21 protein-coding genes are annotated in these 19,483 nt (G+C 69.1%); 11 read left to right on the top strand and 10 right to left on the bottom strand.

The annotated features are described in order from the left end of the window. Window positions 1-68: 68 nt before the first annotated feature. The 4 genes from ACFQW6_RS03970 to ACFQW6_RS03985 all read left to right on the top strand — a co-directional run bounded on the left by ACFQW6_RS03970 (window position 69) and on the right by ACFQW6_RS03985 (window position 4,545). Entirely contained in the window at window positions 69-536 is a 468-nt protein-coding gene (locus ACFQW6_RS03970) for a hypothetical protein (RefSeq protein WP_378541514.1), read from the top strand. Window positions 537-1,195: 659 nt separating this feature from the next. Next, a complete protein-coding gene (locus ACFQW6_RS03975) occupies window positions 1,196-2,410 on the top strand; it encodes a hypothetical protein (RefSeq protein WP_378541516.1) in 1,215 nt (404 codons plus the stop codon). 294 nt (window positions 2,411-2,704) lie between these two features. Beyond that, window positions 2,705-3,004 (top strand): DUF3303 domain-containing protein, encoded by a 300-nt coding sequence (locus tag ACFQW6_RS03980; protein ID WP_378541518.1) that lies wholly within the window; start codon window positions 2,705-2,707, stop codon window positions 3,002-3,004. A gap of 215 nt (window positions 3,005-3,219) precedes the next feature. Further along, on the top strand, window positions 3,220-4,545 hold the full coding sequence (locus ACFQW6_RS03985) for a hypothetical protein (protein WP_378541520.1): 1,326 nt from the start codon (window positions 3,220-3,222) through the stop codon (window positions 4,543-4,545). Between the two features lie 63 nt (window positions 4,546-4,608). Here the strand turns inward: ACFQW6_RS03985 and ACFQW6_RS03990 are convergent, their stop codons facing one another. Then, window positions 4,609-4,890 carry a DUF4287 domain-containing protein gene (locus ACFQW6_RS03990; RefSeq protein ID WP_378541522.1) on the bottom strand — a complete coding sequence of 94 codons (282 nt, stop codon included), beginning with the start codon at window positions 4,888-4,890 and terminating at the stop codon, window positions 4,609-4,611. Window positions 4,891-5,157: 267 nt separating this feature from the next. Here ACFQW6_RS03990 and ACFQW6_RS03995 point away from each other — a divergent pair, with 267 nt between their 5' ends. Next, window positions 5,158-6,072, top strand: coding sequence for a DUF480 domain-containing protein (locus tag ACFQW6_RS03995; RefSeq protein WP_378541524.1), 915 nt, complete (start codon window positions 5,158-5,160; stop codon window positions 6,070-6,072). 190 nt (window positions 6,073-6,262) lie between these two features. Here the strand turns inward: ACFQW6_RS03995 and ACFQW6_RS04000 are convergent, their stop codons facing one another. The 3 genes from ACFQW6_RS04000 to ACFQW6_RS04010 form a co-directional block, all read right to left on the bottom strand. Next, window positions 6,263-6,796, bottom strand: coding sequence for a hypothetical protein (locus ACFQW6_RS04000; protein ID WP_378541526.1), 534 nt, complete (start codon window positions 6,794-6,796; stop codon window positions 6,263-6,265). 293 nt (window positions 6,797-7,089) lie between these two features. Next, a complete protein-coding gene (locus ACFQW6_RS04005) occupies window positions 7,090-7,587 on the bottom strand; it encodes a hypothetical protein (RefSeq protein ID WP_378541528.1) in 498 nt (165 codons plus the stop codon). 69 nt (window positions 7,588-7,656) lie between these two features. Continuing rightward, window positions 7,657-7,932, bottom strand: a complete 276-nt coding sequence (locus tag ACFQW6_RS04010; protein ID WP_378541530.1) for a hypothetical protein — start codon at window positions 7,930-7,932, stop codon at window positions 7,657-7,659. 295 nt (window positions 7,933-8,227) lie between these two features. Between ACFQW6_RS04010 and ACFQW6_RS04015 the strand changes: the two genes are divergently transcribed. The 3 genes from ACFQW6_RS04015 to ACFQW6_RS04025 all read left to right on the top strand — a co-directional run bounded on the left by ACFQW6_RS04015 (window position 8,228) and on the right by ACFQW6_RS04025 (window position 11,287). Then, window positions 8,228-8,497 carry a DUF3263 domain-containing protein gene (locus ACFQW6_RS04015; protein ID WP_378541532.1) on the top strand — a complete coding sequence of 90 codons (270 nt, stop codon included), beginning with the start codon at window positions 8,228-8,230 and terminating at the stop codon, window positions 8,495-8,497. Window positions 8,498-8,618: 121 nt separating this feature from the next. Then, on the top strand, window positions 8,619-10,232 hold the full coding sequence (locus tag ACFQW6_RS04020) for a phosphatidylinositol-specific phospholipase C/glycerophosphodiester phosphodiesterase family protein (RefSeq protein WP_378541534.1): 1,614 nt from the start codon (window positions 8,619-8,621) through the stop codon (window positions 10,230-10,232). Between the two features lie 44 nt (window positions 10,233-10,276). Continuing rightward, window positions 10,277-11,287 (top strand): zinc-binding alcohol dehydrogenase family protein, encoded by a 1,011-nt coding sequence (locus ACFQW6_RS04025; RefSeq protein ID WP_378541536.1) that lies wholly within the window; start codon window positions 10,277-10,279, stop codon window positions 11,285-11,287. 78 nt (window positions 11,288-11,365) lie between these two features. Here the strand turns inward: ACFQW6_RS04025 and ppk2 are convergent, their stop codons facing one another. Then, window positions 11,366-12,256: a polyphosphate kinase 2 gene (gene ppk2, locus ACFQW6_RS04030; RefSeq protein WP_378541538.1), complete on the bottom strand. Its 891-nt coding sequence runs from the start codon at window positions 12,254-12,256 to the stop codon at window positions 11,366-11,368. Between the two features lie 283 nt (window positions 12,257-12,539). Here ppk2 and ACFQW6_RS04035 point away from each other — a divergent pair, with 283 nt between their 5' ends. Then, complete coding sequence (locus ACFQW6_RS04035; RefSeq protein ID WP_378541540.1) at window positions 12,540-14,066, top strand: M20/M25/M40 family metallo-hydrolase; 1,527 nt, start codon at window positions 12,540-12,542, stop codon at window positions 14,064-14,066. 145 nt (window positions 14,067-14,211) lie between these two features. On the opposite strand, the gene ACFQW6_RS04040 is transcribed toward ACFQW6_RS04035, so the two are convergent. The 3 genes from ACFQW6_RS04040 to ACFQW6_RS04050 all read right to left on the bottom strand — a co-directional run bounded on the left by ACFQW6_RS04040 (window position 14,212) and on the right by ACFQW6_RS04050 (window position 17,191). Further along, entirely contained in the window at window positions 14,212-15,981 is a 1,770-nt protein-coding gene (locus tag ACFQW6_RS04040) for a SulP family inorganic anion transporter (protein WP_378541542.1), read from the bottom strand. Between the two features lie 217 nt (window positions 15,982-16,198). Then, entirely contained in the window at window positions 16,199-16,591 is a 393-nt protein-coding gene (locus tag ACFQW6_RS04045) for a DUF1622 domain-containing protein (RefSeq protein ID WP_378541544.1), read from the bottom strand. Window positions 16,592-16,720: 129 nt separating this feature from the next. Then, window positions 16,721-17,191 carry a hypothetical protein gene (locus tag ACFQW6_RS04050; RefSeq protein WP_378541546.1) on the bottom strand — a complete coding sequence of 157 codons (471 nt, stop codon included), beginning with the start codon at window positions 17,189-17,191 and terminating at the stop codon, window positions 16,721-16,723. Window positions 17,192-17,397: 206 nt separating this feature from the next. Between ACFQW6_RS04050 and ACFQW6_RS04055 the strand changes: the two genes are divergently transcribed. Continuing rightward, on the top strand, window positions 17,398-17,808 hold the full coding sequence (locus ACFQW6_RS04055) for a DUF4186 domain-containing protein (RefSeq protein ID WP_378541548.1): 411 nt from the start codon (window positions 17,398-17,400) through the stop codon (window positions 17,806-17,808). A gap of 36 nt (window positions 17,809-17,844) precedes the next feature. Here ACFQW6_RS04055 and ACFQW6_RS04060 read toward each other — a convergent pair whose 3' ends face one another. Both ACFQW6_RS04060 and ACFQW6_RS04065 read right to left on the bottom strand, forming a co-directional pair. After that, complete coding sequence (locus tag ACFQW6_RS04060) at window positions 17,845-18,861, bottom strand: PASTA domain-containing protein (protein ID WP_378541550.1); 1,017 nt, start codon at window positions 18,859-18,861, stop codon at window positions 17,845-17,847. A gap of 76 nt (window positions 18,862-18,937) precedes the next feature. After that, the gene (locus tag ACFQW6_RS04065; protein ID WP_378541552.1) at window positions 18,938-19,090 is read right to left on the bottom strand and encodes a hypothetical protein; all 153 of its coding nucleotides are present in this window, start codon (window positions 19,088-19,090) and stop codon (window positions 18,938-18,940) included. Window positions 19,091-19,241: 151 nt separating this feature from the next. Here ACFQW6_RS04065 and ACFQW6_RS04070 point away from each other — a divergent pair, with 151 nt between their 5' ends. Further along, entirely contained in the window at window positions 19,242-19,412 is a 171-nt protein-coding gene (locus tag ACFQW6_RS04070; protein WP_378541554.1) for a hypothetical protein, read from the top strand. The last annotated feature ends 71 nt before the right edge of the window (window positions 19,413-19,483 follow it).

The raw sequence follows: 19,483 nt of genomic DNA on the forward strand, positions 1-19,483 counted from the left end.
ACCTGACCAAGAGTTGAGTCGTTGGTATTCGGGGCAATTGCTTCATCAGATGCAACGTGGAGGTCAACATGCTCCGCAAGCACGCTCGTCGATCAGTCGTTGCGCTGGGGACCGCGGCTCTGATTCTCGGCTGGTCGCCAACAGCGCACGCCGACCAGGTGTTCCACACCACCCAGTACCCGCTGTCGTCCGTGGCCGGCGAATCGACCCACGGGTGGGTGATTGACGTCCATACGGAAGGCCCCAGGATCTACGCGCAGGAGCGGTACCTACTGCGGGACGTGGATCCGGGACAGACGTATGTGGTGAACCTGTACGCCTACAGCGACCTTGATTGCGGTGACATCGTGGTCGCCGTGCCCGGGATGGCGACGATGACGGCCAATGCGTCCGGCAATGCCCACGGCGCCGCCACATTCGTTCCCGCCGCGGTGGAGGATCTGCCTCGAACTACCTACTACCTGCGCTGGCAGGTCACGGACGGTAGCGGCGCTGCCGCTTACCAGACGGATTGCGTGGCCGTGGCGCTCGACTGAACCCGCGCTGCCAGGCACCCATCACTCAACGCGAGCCCCTGACGCCGTGGACGGGTAGACCTTGGGGGTGTCATGTCGTCTCACGACGGACATTGGTGAGTTGTCGTCTTGGAGTCGAAACCGGTGACACGCCGGTCCAAGAGCGGCGTCGTGGGCACCACGGCTGGCGCGGCGGACGCGCGCGCTGTTGAGTCGTCTTAGTGGGCGAACTCGGTGCCTAGAGTGGGCGAGTCGACGCTGCTCAAAGCCGGGGGAGTGGTGTCCAGCCGGGGACCCAAGAGCGCCCTCAGCTTTTCGCCGACGCGTGACGCCGTTCGAGGTGTTCCTCAACCTCGCAAGTCTGCCGCACGTACTTACCAAGTACTCGGTCAGAAGGCCTCCTCCTGGGGCACGCCAGGACAAGGACTGCTCAGCCCGGGCGGTGTTTCCTCAGGCCAGGGCTTGTTTGCGCCAATCGGGCCCAACTCGTTGGAAGCCCTACTCACCGCTTACTCACCAAGTATTCGAGCCAGCCTCGGGATCGGCGGCGGCCAGCTAGTCCAACACGTGAGCCACCTCGGCCGCGATTCGCGGTTCACCGCCCTCCTGCGATGGGCAACACGAACTGGCCGCACTGTGCATCGGATGCAGGCGGCGCCGCATACGGCACCATGACACCCATGACGGACCCCGGCTACCGCCCGGCCGCGCGCAACGGCGCGCAACCGGACATCCTCGAGGGCGGGTCCACGCGCCAACCACGGCCCTGGGACCGTCGCGCGTACGGCGGCCTGACGGCTGCAGTCGTCATCGCAGCCGGAGCCACCTTCTACACGACGCGCACCGACCCGCCCGCCGACCCGCCGTCGCAGTCCAGCAACCCCGCGGCCAGTCCCGCTCCGACGCCGACACCGGCCCCCAACCCCACCGTGCACACCTACGACGTGGTCTACGCGAGCGGCACAACGATTCACGACGGGGACCGAACGACCGACACCGGCGTCCGCATCCGCGCCCTGACTCAGACGCCGCGCGGGTACGTCATCGCCGACCCGCAAGGCCGCGTCCACACCGTCATCAACGACAAGACCATCCGCGTCGGACAGCTCGCTGACACCGACCGCGGCGCCGCGCTGGTCTCCGACGGTGACATCGTCGCGTGGGTCGACGCCGCCGATGGCGGCACCCTCACCGTCCTCGACATCGCCACCGGCGACGTAGCCGAGTTCGAGCTCGCAAGCTGGCCCGGCAGCCTCCCGGCCAATGCCGGCGTACCCGATGGCAGCGGCGAAGGTCGCCTCATCGTATCCGTCGACGAGCGCACCGTCTACGTCGCGGACACAGGCGGCGTCATGGCTTGGGACGCGCTCGACGGCGAACAGCCTGTCCTCCTGAGCGCCGACCCCTCCGCCGCCACCAGCAGAACGCTCGACGCGCAGGCCGGGCTGTTCGTGTACAGCGTCAGCGTCCTCACGCCCTACGGAGACGACGGGTCCACTACCACCTCCCTCGTTCCCCAGCTTCGTGTCGGCAACGACCTCACCAACGGTCTCACCATCGAAGGGGAATGGGGACGTCTCACTCCCGACGGGAAGCACGTCCTCATCATCGACGGCACAACGCTTCCGACGGTGCTTGAGCTGGCCACCGGAGAGCGACGCGTCCTCACCCCTGACAACGGCACCAACGACGCCACCGTCGACCGCGACGTCTACCTCAGCGTGTACCAGTGGCTCGACGCGAACACCGTGGCCGCCCTCAGCTTCAACTACTCCGCTCGCAACGGAGCCTCGCGCGCCTTGCTCGCATGCGACGTGCACTCCACGACGTGCACTCGCGTCACCCGCGTGGACGACCGTGACGTCGTCCTGCCCACCGGGCAGCTTTCCCCCTGATGACGCACGTGTACCGCCGCAAGCTCGGCCACATTGGCCCGGCCTGGGACACCCCACCCAGCAGGACCAAGTCCTGGAAGCCGGACAAGCCGCATTTACGGACTTCGCCTGGACGGCAAAGCAGCATCACGCCCACAAGCGTCGCGCCTGCGGGTGGAGTGGCATGACGAGTCGGTCGCCCCTGCTAGACCGGGCTGCACACTCCTTGACCGTGCCGTCGTTTAGGAGTTGATTGACAAGTGACGCCGCACACGCGTCATCCCGACGCGGCAGCGGTCCGTGGAGGGATGAGCGATGAAGTACGTAGTGATGTGGGAGACGCGTCAGTCGACGAGCGAGGAGACCCAGGCACGCGGGCTCCAGGTATTCAGCAAGTGGTCGCCCTCCGAGGGCACCGATTTCCAGCAGTTCCTCGGTCGCGTCGATGGTCGAGGGGGCTTCGCCGTCGTCGAGACCAGTGACCCTGCGCTCGTCGCCAAGGACATGGCGACGTTCGGGCCGTTCTTCGAGTTCAGCCTGTACCCCGTGCTCGAGATCGCTGAGACCGCGGGCATCGGCATGGAAGCGGTGCAGATGCGAGCCGCGATCAGCTGACCGGGCCTCCTACGAAGGGATCTCGCCGCGGGGATGCGAAGGAACGTGGTCGGAATGACTGTTGGGAGGTTGCGGCACCCCAACCCATGCGAGCGTTCGGTCGCGGAGCGGCCGGGCGCTGCGTTGAGGCCTCGAACGTGAGTCCCGGCCGACGCACCGTCCGTGCTGCGCGTCCGGCTCGTGGCGCCATGACGCAGTAGCGGAGACCGTGTGTGGTGGGCGCATCTCGTACCGCACGGGGCCCGTGCTCTGTTCAGGATCGGGCTAGGGTCGCGAACGTGTCCTCCACGTCGTCCGCCGCCTTCGCAGCCTTGATCGGAGGGAGCGCGGGGGCGTCGTTGGCCGCGCATTACGGAGTCAGGACCGCAGCGCGTGCCGCGTTCGTCGGGGCCATCGGACTGGGGGCGTCGGAGGCGGTGGCCCGGGTTCGCCAGCAGGACGGCGAGATCCCGGCGCTGTGGCAGCGGATCGCGGTGAGTGCCGCACTCGCCGCACCGCTGGGCTGGATCTCGGAGAACGTGACCGGCGCAGGTCCACGAACGGTGGCGGCGGGGACCGGTGCCGTGGTCGGAGCGATGGGGCTGCGACCGCAGAAGGTGGCGATGGGCCCGGTCGTCGGCTTGGCCGTGGGGGAGGTACTCGCGCGCCGGCAGGCCTCGGCCGCGGTGATCGCAAGCAGCACCGTGCTCGCCTATCGAAGCCTGTCGGCAGTGGTCTTCCGCGACGCCCAGCTGAGCCTGCTCGCCGAACGCGTTCGAGCCGCCGACCTGCCGTTCGTGGTGCCCCGGCCCGCGCGGTCGAGGTACGTCGGCACCACCTATGTCCGAGACCTCGCCGCGGAACTGGGCGCGCACTACATCGCCGACGCCCCGGATGCCGGGATCGTCACTTCCCTCGACGCCCTAGCCGGTCCGGAGCTCGACCCGGGTCAGGTCGACCCCCTGGTGCGGGAGTTCTACGAGCACACCACCCGGTTCGCCCTCGACATCGTGCCGCAGTGGCGGCTGTGGGTCCGGCCCGGCTACCTGCTCTACCGCACCCTCGTTGCCCGCCCGCTCGGGCAGGCCAGCATTCCGATGAACCAGCGAGAGGCCCAACGCGGGATCCGCAGCCGGATCGACACCGTCACCGGGGTCGACGGCGTGGTGTCCGTACGCGGCTGGGTTCGGTCGTTCGCCGACGACGACGAGCCGATCATGCTCGGGATCTACACCACCTACACCCACGACAACGTTGGCTACGTCAGCGTCGGATTCCCCGTCCCGGAGGGGAGCTTCACCGCAACGCTGTTGCCGCAGTCACGACCCGATCGAGGCTTGAGACTGACCAGCCGCGCGCACGACGGCCAGGCCGGGCACTACCTCACCTACATCGACACATCGGCCGACGAACTGACCGCGCTGGCCGTGCACGGCTTCGAGGAGCAGCTCGACGTCTACGTCGACAAAGGCGCGCTGCGCGCCGAACACAGCTTCTGGATCTTCGGCTTCCCGTTCCTGACACTGGACTACCGGATCGCACGCAAGCCCGCAGCCCAGTAGGCCTTGCCTCGTGGGGACGTCAACGCCACCATCGAGGTAGCTCCACGAGGGCGACGACGCCCATCAGCGGCGGTCGATGCCGTCCAACCGCAGCTCGGTGGAGGCATCGGAGTGGGTGGTGCCGCTGTCGAGGTGCTTGTCGCTGATCGTCGACCCATTCTTGAGCACCCCGAACAGCGCCATCGCATGGCCCCGGCCGATGTCGTAGTCGTCCTTGAGCCAGACCGCGAAATCACCCGCCTTGCTCTGCGGAGTGAACCCACGCGCGGCGGCCTCCCCCAGCAGTTCCTCAGGCGTCTTACTGGTCTTCCTCTCGATCGCGTCGAGGTAAGCCTGATAGCTCATGGTGATCCCCTTCCATGGTGTTCCACCGACGCTAGTGGTTGTGCTGCAGCGCCGCTTCTCCGAAACCGCTGCGGACTCGTAACACAAGCCAAGCTTGCCGATCGGCAGAGTCGAGGAACCCTCACCATGCTCATGGACGTGGACAACTTCCGTCAGATTCGCACGCCACCACGCTTCTCTGCGACGTCTTCGCCACCGTGGCGCGCAAGCGGCGAAAAGGACGCGGTTCGATCCGCAGTCGCGCCAAGACAGACCTAAGGTCGAGACGTGAGCGAACTCCCCGTCCTCGATGCGACTGACCAGCGCATCCTCGGCAGCCTGCTGGAGAAGCAGACGACCGTGCCCGCCACCTATCCTCTCTCCGCGAACGCGCTGGTGTCGGCGTGCAACCAGAGGAGCAGCCGGGACCCCGTCACCGACCTCGACCAGCAGACCGTCGAGCGGACCGCGAAGTCACTCAAGGAGCGCGGGCTGCTGCGGATCGTGTGGTCCGACACCGGGCGCCGGACACTGAAGTACCACCAGATCCTCGACGAGCAACTCGCCCTCGAGCCCGACGAGCGGGCGCTGCTCACGGTACTGCTGCTCCGCGGCGCGCAGGCGCCGGGTGAGCTGCGCACCCGCACCGAGCGGTTGCACGGGTTCGCCGACCCGGGCCAGGTCGAGGATTGCCTGCGCCGGATGGCGAGCCGCCCGCAACCGCTGGTGCGCGAGCTCGAGCGCCGGCCGGGCCAGCAGGATCCGCGCTGGATCCACCTCCTGGGAGCCGCGCCGGAGCAGACCTCAGGCGAAACCGGCCCAGCTGGGAGTGCCGACACGTCGCGCGTCCGCGTCACGCAGATCATCGCCGACCTTCACGTAGCCGACCTCCCCGCCTCCCGGAGCTTCTACAGCGACTACCTCGGGTTGGCCGAAGAGGAGTTCAACCTGGGCTGGGTGGCCCGCCACACCTCGCCGGCATCCAGGGCGACGCTCCAGGTGATGACCAGCGATGCCACCGCACCCGTGGATCCCGTCGTCTCGGTCATGGTCGACGACGTCGAAGCCGCCTACCGCCAAGCACAGGAGCGCGGGTACGAGATCGTGCATCCCCTGACAACCGAGACATGGGGCGTCACTCGCTTCTTCGTCCGCGCTCCCGATGGCAACGTGCTCAACGTCGTCCAGCAGCACGCAAGCTGAGGGTCTTGGTCATCCGCGGCGCTGTGCAGCGCCTACCGGGCAGGTCCTGTCGGGCGGGTCGAAGCAAATTCCAGCGGGGGAGTGGCGCCCCCGGTAACCCAGGGTCGGCCGGGTCCCAGGTTCGAACCTGTCAGCCCGGCCGAGAGAACCGGCTTCTGAACAGCGGAAACGCTGAGTCAGAGCCAGTTCGTCATGCGGGTGCCGGGTCGCCGTCGGGTTGGACGACGTACCAGTTGCCGCCATTGAGGAATACGTCGTGGCACTTCACCTCGCGCTCGGCCTCGTGCGCGTAGTAGTAGAGCGGATGGTCGTTGTAGGTGACTTGCCAGGTGCCGTCGGTGCGTCTGGTGGTGGCGAGCATCGAGGTGTCGACGCCGGGACCTGCAACCGGGTTGCCGGTGGTGAGTACCGGCGGCCAGGCGTCGGCGCATGCGTCGTAGCACTTGGGTATCGAGGTGGCCTCGACGTCGAAGAGGTAGATCGCCTGCCCGGTCCCGTCGAACAACATCGTGCCGAACTCGCTGTCGTCAGTGACGATGCGGGTGCCGCGCCTTGTCGGCTCCGCCGTGGTCGATGGTGCAGGCTCGGTGGCGGTTGAAGGCTCTGTCCCGCGATCAGCTGGACTCGATGGCGAGGCCGTTCTGTCTGATGTGGAACCGGCGTCGTCGCCGCAGGCCGTCAGGAGAGCGAGGGCCAGCGTGGCGGCGCAGAGTCGGGTCAGCATGACTGGAAGTGTGCCCCGATCGTGTGGTGGAACCGCGGGCACCGAGGCGCCAGGCGGTAGGTCATCAGGCGGGAGTGTCGGCTCACAAGTCGCACTGGCCTGACGGAGACCTCTTGGTGCCCGCCGTTCTGGCTGCCTGGAGCGAGGGAAGCATCTGCGTCTTCGGTCTGCCCAGAGGCGGCGGACGCATGACGAGGTGGAGCGAGTGTCCAGAACAGAGGGGTGCCCGTGGTGGGGCCTCATGTGCTGAACGAGATGGTCCCCGACCACGTCGGGAAGGTGATCGTCGTCCTCTACCGGTTGTCGCGTTTGGCTTGTCTACGGGCGCCAGCGGAGCGTGATGATGCGTCCTTCTTGATGCCGCCAGTGGTCTTGCGTGTCTGTCGTCCCCGCCCAGCGGGACCGGCCTCGCCATGTGCGTCGGTTGAGGAGTCGGGTCCGGTGGAGCCTTGGCGTGCTGCCGCGAGTCGTTCGGCCTTGAGCTCTGCCGCTGCTTCCTTCGCGCGGACCGCGACCTGGCGGCTGACGCGTGCGAGCGCGAGCTCGAAGACCTCGGCCTTGTCGCGGTCGCGGGAGTTCTGTCCGAAGCCCTTGCCTCGTCCCCCGGCCTGTTCGACGTTGGCGCTGGCGGCTCGGCGGTAGTTCTTGGCGTACTTGCTTCTCGTCCGTCGGATGCGGGTGTGAAGCTCGAGGAGGTCATCCTCGTCCAGCTCCGCGATGGCATCGCGTTCAGTGTCTGCGACGAGCAGACGCTCGGCGTCGGTCATCGAGTGCAGGACGGCTTTGTTCACGGTGCCTCTTTCCGCAATGCGGGTCGGGCGTGCTCCCGCGGACTGCTTCGATCATGCACCCGTTCTGGGTCACTCGGCCAGATCGGCGTCGTGGTGGGCTCGACGGTGGCCCGATGTCGTAGCCCGGTGGTGCCGGTCCACCGGCCTGACCAACGCCGCTGGTACCCATGACTGCGACATCAGCACCTCAGCTCCGACTCCTGTCGAGTACGACTCCACGCGCACGACCCAGGCCTCCCACCCGCGGCGGTCCGAGTGCCGCCACGCCAGCAGGACGCCTGGCGCCGGGGCCGACCAGATGCCGGTCATGTCCACCCACACGTGGAACGGGGGCTGGCGCGGCATCCCTTCAGAATAGAACACGTGTTCGATCACCGGGCCGGATGGTCGAGCTCATCCACGCGCCGCTGTAACCGCGTCCTTTCGACTGGCGACCCTGTCCGGCCCAAGGACGTCAGTCTCTGCTCGAGCACACCCCTCCCCGGGAGCGGGCCGGTCATGACCGGGTCATGTTGATGGCTCTCTCGAAGTTGATGTAGCCGGCACGTGCGAAAGCCGCCCGCGGCCTGACACCGCCCATCGCCTGGACACGACCCTCGCCCCGGCTCCTCTTCGCGGATCGATTTGTATGATCGTCACCGTGTCACCGCTCACCGACTTCGAGAGATTCGTGCTCGACTTCGAGCGGGTCCTGCGCAAGGACGCAGGCGCCAAGGACGAGGCCATCTGGCGCACCTTCGCCGTCTCGCCGGCTCGCTACCTCCGATTCCTCGACGTCATCATCAAGAAGGATGCGGCCCTCGAGCACGATCCGCTTCTCGTGCGTCGTCTACGTCGGCTGCGCTCGGACAAGCTGGACCTCTGGCGAGCGCGGCTGCAACCGAGCTCCAGGGACGACCGCGAGGCCTGACACCGCAGTGCCGGCGAGTCCCGAGACATCCTGAGGCTGCAAGCCGAGAGTTCTCGTGCGTTCGCCGGGAGGCACTGGTGCCGTCACCCGGCGTTCGCCCGGGACCGATGGGGTCGACGTCATGTCTCGGATCCCTCGCGCGCTGGTCGCGACCCTCCTCGCCGTCCCCCTCCTGAGCCTCGCCCCTCCGGCGACCGCCTCCGCCCCGACCGTCTCTGCCACGGCCGTCTCTGCCACGGCCGCGACCGCGGACCGACCGGACGCACGGGTGCGCCCGCTGCCTCAGGCTCACGCCCACAACGACTACGAGCACGACCGCCCGCTGCAGGATGCCCTGGCGCACGGATTCACCAGCGTGGAGGCCGATGTCTGGCTGGTCGACGGCAAGCTGCTCGTCGCGCACGACCGCGAGGACGTCGACCCGTCCCGCACGCTCGAGTCGCTCTACCTCCAGCCGCTCGCCGATCGCGCCCGGCGCGAGGGCGGCCGGGTCTACCGCGGCTACGACGGCGTCTTCCAGCTGCTGATCGACGTCAAGAGCGAGGCCGTTGCGACGTACGCCGCGGTGCACGAGGCCCTCGCCGAGCACCGACGGATCATGAGCACCTTCCGCGACGGTCGGGTGCGGAACGACGCCGTCACGGCGGTCATCAGCGGCAACCGCGACCTGCCGGCGATGCAGGCCCAGCGGGTGCGCTACGCCGGGTACGACGGCCGCATGGGCGACCTCGGGTCGGGTCTGCCGGCCTCCGTTCTGCCGCTCCTCAGCGACAACTGGACCAAGTACTTCTCCTGGCACGGCATCGGCCCGATGCCAGCGGACCAGCGGGCCCAGCTCCACGACGTCGTCGACCGGGCGCACGCCGCCGGCTACCGCGTCCGCTTCTGGGCCACACCGGACACCCCTGGTGCCGCCCGCGACGCGTTGTGGGCCGAGCTGCTCGACGCCGGAGTCGACCACCTCAACACCGACGACCTCGCCGGTCTCCAGGCCTTCCTGCACGCCCGCGAGGGAGCGTCCGGTCACCCCGGCGCAGGCGCGCCCTACACGATGCTCCAGATGAACCTCTGCCTCTCCGGCGTCGCCGGCTGCTACGGACGCACCGCCTACCCGGCCGTGGTCGACGAAGCCGTCGCGACGATCCTGGACCAGGACGCCGAGGCCGTCTCGCTCAACGAGGCCTGCAGCGGCGACGCTGCCGAGATCGCGCGACGGGCCGGCTACCACGTCCGCTTCGCCGCCGTGATCTACCGCGGAGCCGAGCTCCCCTGCGTCAAGCCGGAGGGTCGTGGCGTCTTCGGCAACGCCGTGCTCACCAAGGAGCGCATCGTCAGCTCGCAGGACGCCGCCTTCGCGGCGCAGTCCGGAGTCGAGGAGCGGCGTTGGATCTGCGCGACCACCGCTCGCCGCGTCACGGCCTGCTCGAGCCACCTCAGCACCCGCGGGAGCCTCGAGGCACAGGCCGCCAATGACGCGCAGTGCGCCGAGCTGGCCGCGTTGCTCTCCTCCTACGAGGGCGCGGTGCTCTTCGGCGGCGACGTCAACCGGCAGGAGTCCTGCGCGCCTGACGGCTGGTGGACGCTGACCGACGCTACGGCCGCCCAGGCGCCCGGCATCCAGCACGTCTACGGCAACGACCGCGTCGCCACGCCCACCGGCACCGTCGTGCCCGCCGTCCGCACCGACCACGACTTCCTCCGGGCGGACACACGGCTGGTCCCGGGGCCGCGCTGACCGGCGGACTGCCGCTCGCGCGCCGCCGCCGCCATACTGACGGCGTGCGAGCAGCGGTCCGGACCCGCTACGGCGGCCCGGAGGTCGTCGCCCTCCAGGACGTCCCCGCGCCGGCCGCGGGTCCGGGGGAGCTGCTGGTGCGGGTGCACGCCACGACCGTCAACCGCACCGACAGCGCCTGCCGCTCCGGCCGCCCGTGGGTCAACAGGCTCGCCTGCGGGTGGCCACGGCCGCGCGTCCACGTCCTGGGCTCCGAGTACGCGGGCGTCGTGGCGGCGACGGGTCCGGGCGTGACGTCCTTCGACGTGGGTGACCGGGTGTTCGGCTTCGTCGACGGCCGACCTGGCGCCCACGCCGAGCTGGTTGCGGTACCGGCCGGCGGCCTCGTCGCCACCGTGCCGCCCGGTTGGGACCTGGCGGACGCCGCCCCTGGCATGGAGGCCGCGCACTACGCGCACGCCTGCCTCCGGGTGACTGGCGTCGGCACTGGCGACCGGGCGCTGGTGCACGGCGCCACGGGCGGCATCGGCACCGCCCTGGTACAGCTGCTGCGCGCCGCGCGCGTGGAGGTGACCGCTGTGTGCGACCGGCTCCCACCCGGACGCCCCGACCTGCTCACCCGGATCGGCGCCGCGCATGTCGTCGTGCAGCAAGGCGACGATGTTCCTGACGACGCCGGGGCGGGCTTCGACGTCGTCGTCGATGTCACCGGGCACCTGTCCTTCGGCGACGCGTGCCGGCTCCTGCGACCGGGAGGGGCGTACGTCTCCTGCGAGCTCGGACGCGGAGGGCAGAACGTGCTCCTGGCCGCGGTCGGCCCGCTCGCCCGGCTCGGCGGCCGTCGTCACGTGCGCTTCCCTCTCCCACGGGCCGATGCCACGCTCGCCGCCCACCTGCGCCGGCTGATGGAGCGCGGGGACTACCGACCGGTCATCGACCGGACGTACTCCTTCGACGACGTGCGCGAGGCGTACGCGTACGTCGACAGCGGCCGCAAGGTCGGCAACGTCGTCGTCCGGATGACTGACGTCGCCGACCGCGCGAGCGGCTCCTAGCTCACCCGTGGAGGCGGGTCGCCACCTGGACGAATCAGGCAGAGCCGCGGCAACGTGTGTCGCCGATCGCGAGGGGCTTCAGTCGCCGACCGCGTCCCGGCCGCGCTGGACGATCTGGGGGTCGGGCTGCGCGACGACGTCGACGTCCTTGCCGTCGTAGTCGAAGCGCGCCAGGACCGTCCGCATGGCGTTGATCCGGGCCCGCTTCTTGTCGTTGCTCTTCACCGTCATCCAGGGCGCCCAGTCCGTGTCGGTGCGCAGGATCATGTCCTCCTTGGCGGTGGTGTAGTCGTCCCACTTGTCCAGCGACTCCAGGTCGATCGGAGAGAGCTTCCACTGCCGCACGGGGTCGACCTGTCGGATGATGAAGCGGGTCCGCTGCTCAGCCTGGGTGACCGAGAACCAGAGCTTCGTGAGGGAGATGCCGCTGTCCACGAGCATCTGCTCGAACCGGGGCGCCTGAGCCATGAACTGCTCGTAGTCGGACTCGGACACGAATCCCATCACCCGCTCGACACCCGCGCGGTTGTACCAGGACCGGTCGAACATCACGATCTCGCCGGCGGTCGGCAGGTGCTGGACGTAACGCTGGAAGTACCACTGGTTCTGCTCCCGGTCGCTCGGCCTGCCCAGCGCCACGGTTCGGGCATATCGCGGATTCAGGTGCTCCATGAAGCGTTTGATGGTGCCGCCCTTGCCTGCGGCGTCGCGGCCCTCGAACACCAGGACGTGCTTGGTGCCGGTGTCCACGGCCCAGGTCTGGAACTTCAACAGCTCCACCTGCAGCAGGTACTTGAGCTCCTCGTACTCCTCCCGGGGCATCCGCTCCTCGTAGGGGTAGTTCTCCCGCCACGTGTCCACGGCGCGTCCGTCGGGATCGAGGAGGATCGGGTCGTCGTCGACGTCCTCGCCGACTGTGTGCCCGTCGATGTGCAAGCGGTCGATGTACTCGCGAACGTCCCTCAACATGCTGCGTCAGTAGCCATCAGGAGGCATCGGCATGCCGAGAGAACGGACGGAGCTCACCTGCTGGTGATCCGATCGGGGGTACGACATGGCCCCTTCGGGCCATGATCCCTAGTCATCTGGGCGCCCATGTGAATAGGTTGAGCGCTCGCGGGCCGACAACCCAGGTGCCCGTGCATCAAAATGAGCGACAAAGGAGTCCTCGATGGTCAGCAAGCGTTCTGGACGATCTCTAGGCGTGGTAACAGCCGGTTTGATGGTTGCCTCTGCAGGTGCGGTGATACCGGTGACGGCCTCGTCCTCGGCCGCTGCACCCGCCAACAAGGCGTGTGACAGCCGCAACAACAACACGTACTCCAAGCTTCTCGGGTGCGTCTCGGCCGAGGGGGTCACCAAGCATCTCGAGGCCCTCCAGGCCATCGCCGACGCCAACGGTGGCACCCGCGCCTCCGACACGCCCGGCTACCAGGCCAGCGTCGACTACGTGGTCGGCGTGCTCGAGAAGTCGGGTTGGTCGGCCGACGTCGTGCCGTTCACCTACAACGCCACCGAGACGGTGCTCCAGCAGATCACGCCGGCGCCGGCGGCGATGCACCCCAACACCGGTGCGACCGGGACGGGCGAGGGCGACGTGACCGCTGCGGTCGTGCCGGTCGACGTCAACCTGACCGGAGACCGCCAGAACACCAGCGGCTGCGAGGCGGCGGACTTCGCCACCTTCCCGGCCGGCTCCATCGCGCTCCTGCAGCGCGGGGGATGCAACTTCTCCTTCAAGGCGATCAACGCCGAAGCCGCAGGTGCGGCCGGCGTGATCATCTTCAACCAGGGCGACACGATCGGCGCCGGCGACCGGTTCGGCCTGTTCAACCCGACCCTGGGCGGCACGGACGTCGTCGACATCCCGGTGGTCGGTACGACCTTCGCCGCCGGCCAGTCCCTGGCCCGGCCGGGTTCGACGGCACGGGTCGCCGTCGACTTCCGCGAGGTGACCGACTACAACGTCATCGGCGAGCTGGAGGGCGAGGTCGACGACAACGTCGTCATGGCCGGCGCCCACCTCGACTCGGTCCCTGCTGGTCCTGGCATCAACGACAACGGCAGCGGCTCGTCCGGTCTGCTCGACGTGGTCGAGGCCATGGGCAACTCCAAGCCGCACAACACCGTGCGCTTCGCATGGTGGGGTGCCGAGGAGATCGGCCTGCTCGGGTCTACTGCCTGGGTCGCGCAGCGCACCCAGGCCGAGAAGGACGAGATCGCGCTGTACCTCAACTTCGACATGATCGGCTCCCCGAACTACTACTTCGGCATCTACGACGCCAACGAGTCGAGCTTCGTGGCGCCCGTGCCGGTGCCGGCAGGGTCGGAGCACATCGAGGGCACGCTGGAGTCGTTCTACACCGTGCGCAGCGAGCCGTACGACGACTCGGCGTTCAGCGGCCGTAGCGACTACCAGGCCTTCATCAACAACGGCATCCCGTCCGGTGGCCTCTTCACCGGCGCGGAGGTCGTCAAGACCCCGCAGCAGCAGGCGATCTGGGGTGGCGTCGCCGGCGAGTCCTTCGACCAGTGCTACCACCTTGCCTGCGACACCATCGAGAACGTCGACCAGGAGGCGCTGGACATCAACTCCGACGCCGTCGCGTTCGCCGTGCTCACCTACGCCTACTCGACCGAAGGCGTCAACGGCGTCGAAGGGCGCGAGGTGCCCGGCAACTTCGCCATCCCGGCCCCCGCCGGTCCGGAGCACACGTTCGCCGGGCCTCTCGGTGGCGACGACGGGCACGACCACGACCACGAGGACGTGGCCAGCTGAGCCCAGCTGAGCTCTAGCACGCAGCAGCATCGATCGGCCGGGGAGCGCGACCACCGTCGCCCACCCCGGCCGATCGTCGTTCTAGATGCGCTCGGGTGGCGCAGCCGTAGGACAACCAGACCGTTGCCCGCGCTGACGGGGCCGGCTACAGCGCCATCTGGTCGGGCGGCCAGTCGCCGCGGTGGGGGTCGCGGTCCTTGGCCCGGCCAGCGGCGCGGTCCCCGGCCCGGTCGATGGCGGCGGGCGCTTCGTCCGGGTCGACCCCTTGCGCCACCCATGCCTTGGCGTCGTCGTAGGCCTGCCGCGTCGCCTCCAGGATCACGGCGGTGCCCTGGTAGACCGCATCGGAGCCGAGGACGCCGATGGTGCCGGTCCGGTGGAGCTGACGGACCAGCCTGTCGTTGTCGGTGACGATGAGGAGCCTGCTGTCCAGCTCCGCCAGCGCGGCGGCGTACGCGGTGAGGACGTCGAGCAGCGTCGCGCCCGCGTCGTCGGCGCCTCGGAGCCGCAGGATCACCACCGAGCGTCGGGACTCGTCGGTGAGCTCGGGCATCTGGTTGCGCAGCACGGACGCCGTCGCGAAGAAGATCGGACCGTACGGCTGCAGCACGACGATCTCGCCGGCGCCCAGCCGAGGTGGCGGCTCGGTCTCCATGACCGTGCCGTCGTCGCCGATCACCAGCCGCCGGGTCACCAGGCGGGAGGACTGGCCCATCACGAAGAGCAGCACCGACAACCCCACCCCGACCAGCACGGCGTACTGCAGCGGCATCAGCAGCGTGAGCACGAGCGTGGTCAGCATCACCGTGAGTGGCACCGGACCGGTCCGCGCGATCGCGAGGATCTTCGCTGGCTTGACCGTGCCGACGCCGACGACGATGAGCAGCCCGGCGAGCGCGGGCATCGCGACGTGCTCGACGACCCCACCGAGGAGGACGATCACCAGCGCCATCACGACCGCGGCGACGAGGAGTGCGAACCGGTTGCGTGCTCCGGCGCCGACGACCAGGGACGTGGCCGACATGGAGCCGCCCACCGGGGTGCCGCGGAAGACGCCCGAGACGACGTTGCCGACGCCTTGACCGACGAAGTCGCGCGACGGGTTGGCGACGCCGTCCGGGTTGGGGAACCCGGCCGACACCCCGGCTCCCTGGACCAGGCCGACGAAGGCGAGGGAGGCAGCAGGAAGGAGCAGGTCGATCGTCGTGGACAGGTCGGGGAGCAGGGGGAGGGGCAGCGAGCTCGGCACGTCCGCGACGTCCGCGACCATCTCGACGGAGAGGTCGCCGAGGCCGTTCAACGCCGCTGCGAGGAGGGAACCTGCGGCGACCGCGACCACCAGTCCCATCGCCCCCAGGCGGGTGCGCTGCAACGCCACGATCCCGATGACGGTGGCCAGCCCGACGGCCAGAGACGCACGGTCGACCTCGCGCAGGTGCCCGAGGAGCTCCACGGCCCCGAGGACCCGGTTGTCGGCCTCGGCGTCGTACCCGGTGAAGTCGTCGAGCTGGCCGAGCACGATGTTGATCCCCACCGCCGTGATGAATCCCGTCATCACCGAGTTGGACACGAAGCGCAGCAGCCGGCCGAGGCCCAGCAGCCCCGCGGCGATCATGATCACGCCGGTCAGCACGGACAGCGTCGCGAGGGCCCGGGCGGGGTCGTCGTAGCTGTTCAGGCCGACGTCGGCGACGATGATCGCCATCGCCCCCGTCCCCTGCACCGCCATGGCGGCGGTGCCGGTGAACAGAGCGCCACCGGCCAATCCGAAGAGGTAGCCGTAGAGGCCGGCGACCGGGTTGACCCCGGCGAGGAGGCCGCTCGCCAGCCCGTCCGGGACGGACTCGATGCCCAGCACGACCCCGGCCGCGGCGTCCCTGCGAGCCGTACGCCGGTCGAAGAGCTGACTGGGCAACGGCAACCGCTGCCGCAGTCTGCTCAGCATCGGACCGGGCGGATCCGGTTCGAGCGATCGTCGACCCATGCGTTCGGCTCCTGTCCGTTCACGGCGCCGGGTCCGTCACGCGGGACGCCGGCGCCGCCCAGAGGAGATGACACCATCGTCCGGCCGCCGGTCACGACACCCGGATCAGGTGAGGTGTGGGGGACAGACGGCGGCTGTTCCTACGTCCTCAGGTGGTGCTGGCGTCGGCTGCTGCTCGGTCACGTGGTTGCGGGCGCCGGCGCCACGGCAGGGTGCCTTCCAGCTCGACCTCGAGGGAGAAGCTGAGGAAGGTCCGGACGATCACGATGAGCCCGAGGGCGAGAGCGCTGTCGAGGGTGGCGTCGATGGTGATGGTCAAGACGATGTCCGCGACGATCAGCAGCTCCAGGCCGAGCAGAATCGCTCGGCCGACGCTCCTGCGAGCAGTCTCGTAGGCAGCGGGCAGGCCACGCCGTCGTGCCACGAGCGCTGCGTGGATGAAGGCGCCAAGAGCTCCGACGACAAGAACGGCCACCCCGGCGATCTCGAAGCCGTGCACCACGAGCTCCATCAGCTCATCGAACCGTTCGTCACTGATCACGGGCCTACCCTCGCACTTGCGGCTCGGGATGTACCGGAGTTGTCATCTGCGGAGCGATCCACGTCGAGGCTGACTGTCACGCTTGCGGCGAAGGTGAGACGCCTCGAGCGCAGGTGAGGTGCGCCGCGATCAGCGAGGCAACGGCGAGGCCTTGCGAAGGGCTCGCTTCGAGGTCTTCACGCCCGACTTGGCCGCTGAAGTGATCCCTTGGCTGAGCAGCGTCAGTCCTGCACCGACCAGCCACACGTCCTTCGCAACCACGGTGCCCTCCTGGCTCGGGCGGATGCCGTCGTCCAAGGTCATGGAGGGGGTCTTCAGGTACATGCCGATCAGGCTGGCACCGAAACCGGTCAACGCAGCGCCGGCCACGGTTGCCGGGACCATGGGCGCCAGGAGAGCGGTGCCCACGCCGATCTCGGTCAGCGCGAGCAGCCGCGCGAACTTCCTCGGCTCCATGTCCTTGAAGAAGGCAGGGTACGTGGCTGCCGCAGCGCCATGGAGGAACTGGGCCGTGCCTTCGTCCGCGCTCAGCTTGCTGACTCCCGAGTTGAGGATGAAGGCGCCCGTGGCGACTCGAAGCGGGATCTGGGTGAGGGACACGATCTCTCCTAGGGGGTTGCGGCATGGTGATCTTCCAGTGTCACCCACGTCCGCGAGCGCGCGGTCATGGGTCTGTCAGGTCATGGCTTCAGGAGACGACTCCTCCGCGCCGGCTTGGACGTCCAGAGCGGTACCCCGGACGGCGGACCACATGCGGCGGGTCTTGGCTTCGTCGTGGGCGACGGCGCCGTGCCTAGTCTGGGGGCGTGCCCGACCCTGCCGAGATCGATGACCGGATCGACCGTGCGGGCGCGCGACCGTTCGGGCGGCGGTTCCACCTGCGCGGGCGCGAGCGGGCCACGGCCGAGCTCCGCGGTCCGCAGACGATGCGGGCTCACGCCGCGGAGATCATCGCGGAGCGGCTGGCGCCGGCCGAGCCGCGCAACGACGGCCGGCAGACGCCGTACCGCAACCACCCGGTCTTCGTGGCGCAGCACGCCACCGCGACCTGCTGCCGCAGCTGCCTGGAGACATGGCACGGCATCGCGAAGGGGCACCGGCTCGACCGCGGCGAGCGGGCCTACGTGGTTGAGGTGATCGGGCGCTGGATCGACCGTGAGCTGGCGACCTCCGTCGACGGTCGCGACTCCGGGAGCTCCGCCTCACGCCGATCCTGAGGACCAGACTCGGTCACCCACCGAGCACGCCAGCGGTCAGTCGTCGAGTGCGTCCCGGTCGTCGCGGGTTCGTACCCAGGGCGGCGGTCCGAGACCGCTGCCCCCGGGAAGGGTCACGGAGACGACCGCGATGGCTCCGTCGTCGTCCTTGAAGAGGTCGATCGTGAGCTGGCACTCGAGCTCCGGTCCGTCGCCGGGTCCTGCGCCGCTGGCTGTGAGCACTACTCGGGTGGGAGCCCCAGCGATACCGGACGGGCTCGGCGTGGGGAGGCCGCACGTGGTGGGCGGTGGCGGTCCACTGGTGATCGAGACGACCGGCTGTCCGAGGTCGTTGGCCACGGGCCGCAGCGCGTGGGCGACGACGGGGTCGCGCACGCGCCAACGCCAGTCGGGTGAGGTGGCCGAGTGGGTACCGTCGGCCGTCCCGGCCGCCGCCCCGTCGACGTAGAGCCGTACCTCGGGCGCGAGGTGCGGGCGGGCCGAGCCGGAGACGAGGAAGCGCAGGAACGCCCACGCCTGGACGCGGCCGGCGGCGTCGGCAGGGCAGCTCCACGAAGGGGTCGCCGTCGCGATGACGACCACGACCTTGTCGGGCCGGACCGTGTCGCCGGAGGGCGGCACGGACCCCAGCACCTGCCCGGCCGGATCACACTGGGGCACAAGGTCGACCCGCGTCGAGATGCCGGCGCTCCCCAGCGCGCTGACGGCCTCGGCGGAGGTGAGGCCTACGAGGGCAGGCACCGTCGCGGCCCTCCGCTCGACCTTCTTGGGGTCGGGCGGACCGGCCAGGATCGTGACCGCGAACGCCGCCGCGACGACGGCGATGAGCACGAAGATGGCGAGCGAGGGGAAGCGAGACCGCCCGCCGAGCACCTCCTCACGCAGCGCGGGAACGACGACCTGGTCGGGGTCGACGGATCGAACGATGCGGCGTCGCTGGTCCTCGATCACGCGATCGACCACCGCCGCGGCGCGGTCCGCCGGCACGCCGAGCTCGGTCGCCATCTCGACGAGTCGCCGGTGGCGCGCAGCTCGGTAGTCCTGGAGGTCCATCTCACGGGTGAAGCTATCAACGTCATGGTGTGCGGCTGTTGAGCCGACCAGAACCCATGACGTTCCGGCCCGACGATCAGCCGCGCCGCCCGATCACGGGGGAGTGGCGGTATCCGAGCTCGTCGTGCGGCTGGTCGCGGAGCGAGGCGCCTGCGAACGAGTCGCGGCTGGCGAACCGGACCAACGCAAGAAGGCCGAGGAAGATGATGGCGACGGCGATGAAAGTCATGACAGGTCCTTACGTGTGAGTCCCAGCCCGAGGGGCGGGAAGTGATCGTTAATTACGAAACGCAGCGCGTAGCGTTATTATTCCGATGACGTCGGCACGGCGCTGTACGCGCCAACTGGCATTCGGCGCGAACGTTGCTATGGTCGAGAACATGGAGGGGAACATGGTGCTCGCGGCGGCTGCGCCCGACCGCACCTACCTGCCCTCCCACGTGCCGTCCGGTGCCGCGCTGCTCGCCATCGAGCTCAGCGAAGAGGCGCGTGGCATCCGTGGTCTCGACGTGCTGCGTCGCAGCGTCGACCGCGCGCCTCCCGGCCGCTGAGCTGACCGTTCCCGGGTGCGCCGCCTCGCGGCACCTGTTCCACGACACAGTCGACGGCCGGATCATCCGCC

It is taken from the genome of Nocardioides sp. GCM10028917 (assembly GCF_042666175.1).
Lineage (GTDB): Bacteria > Actinomycetota > Actinomycetes > Propionibacteriales > Nocardioidaceae > Nocardioides.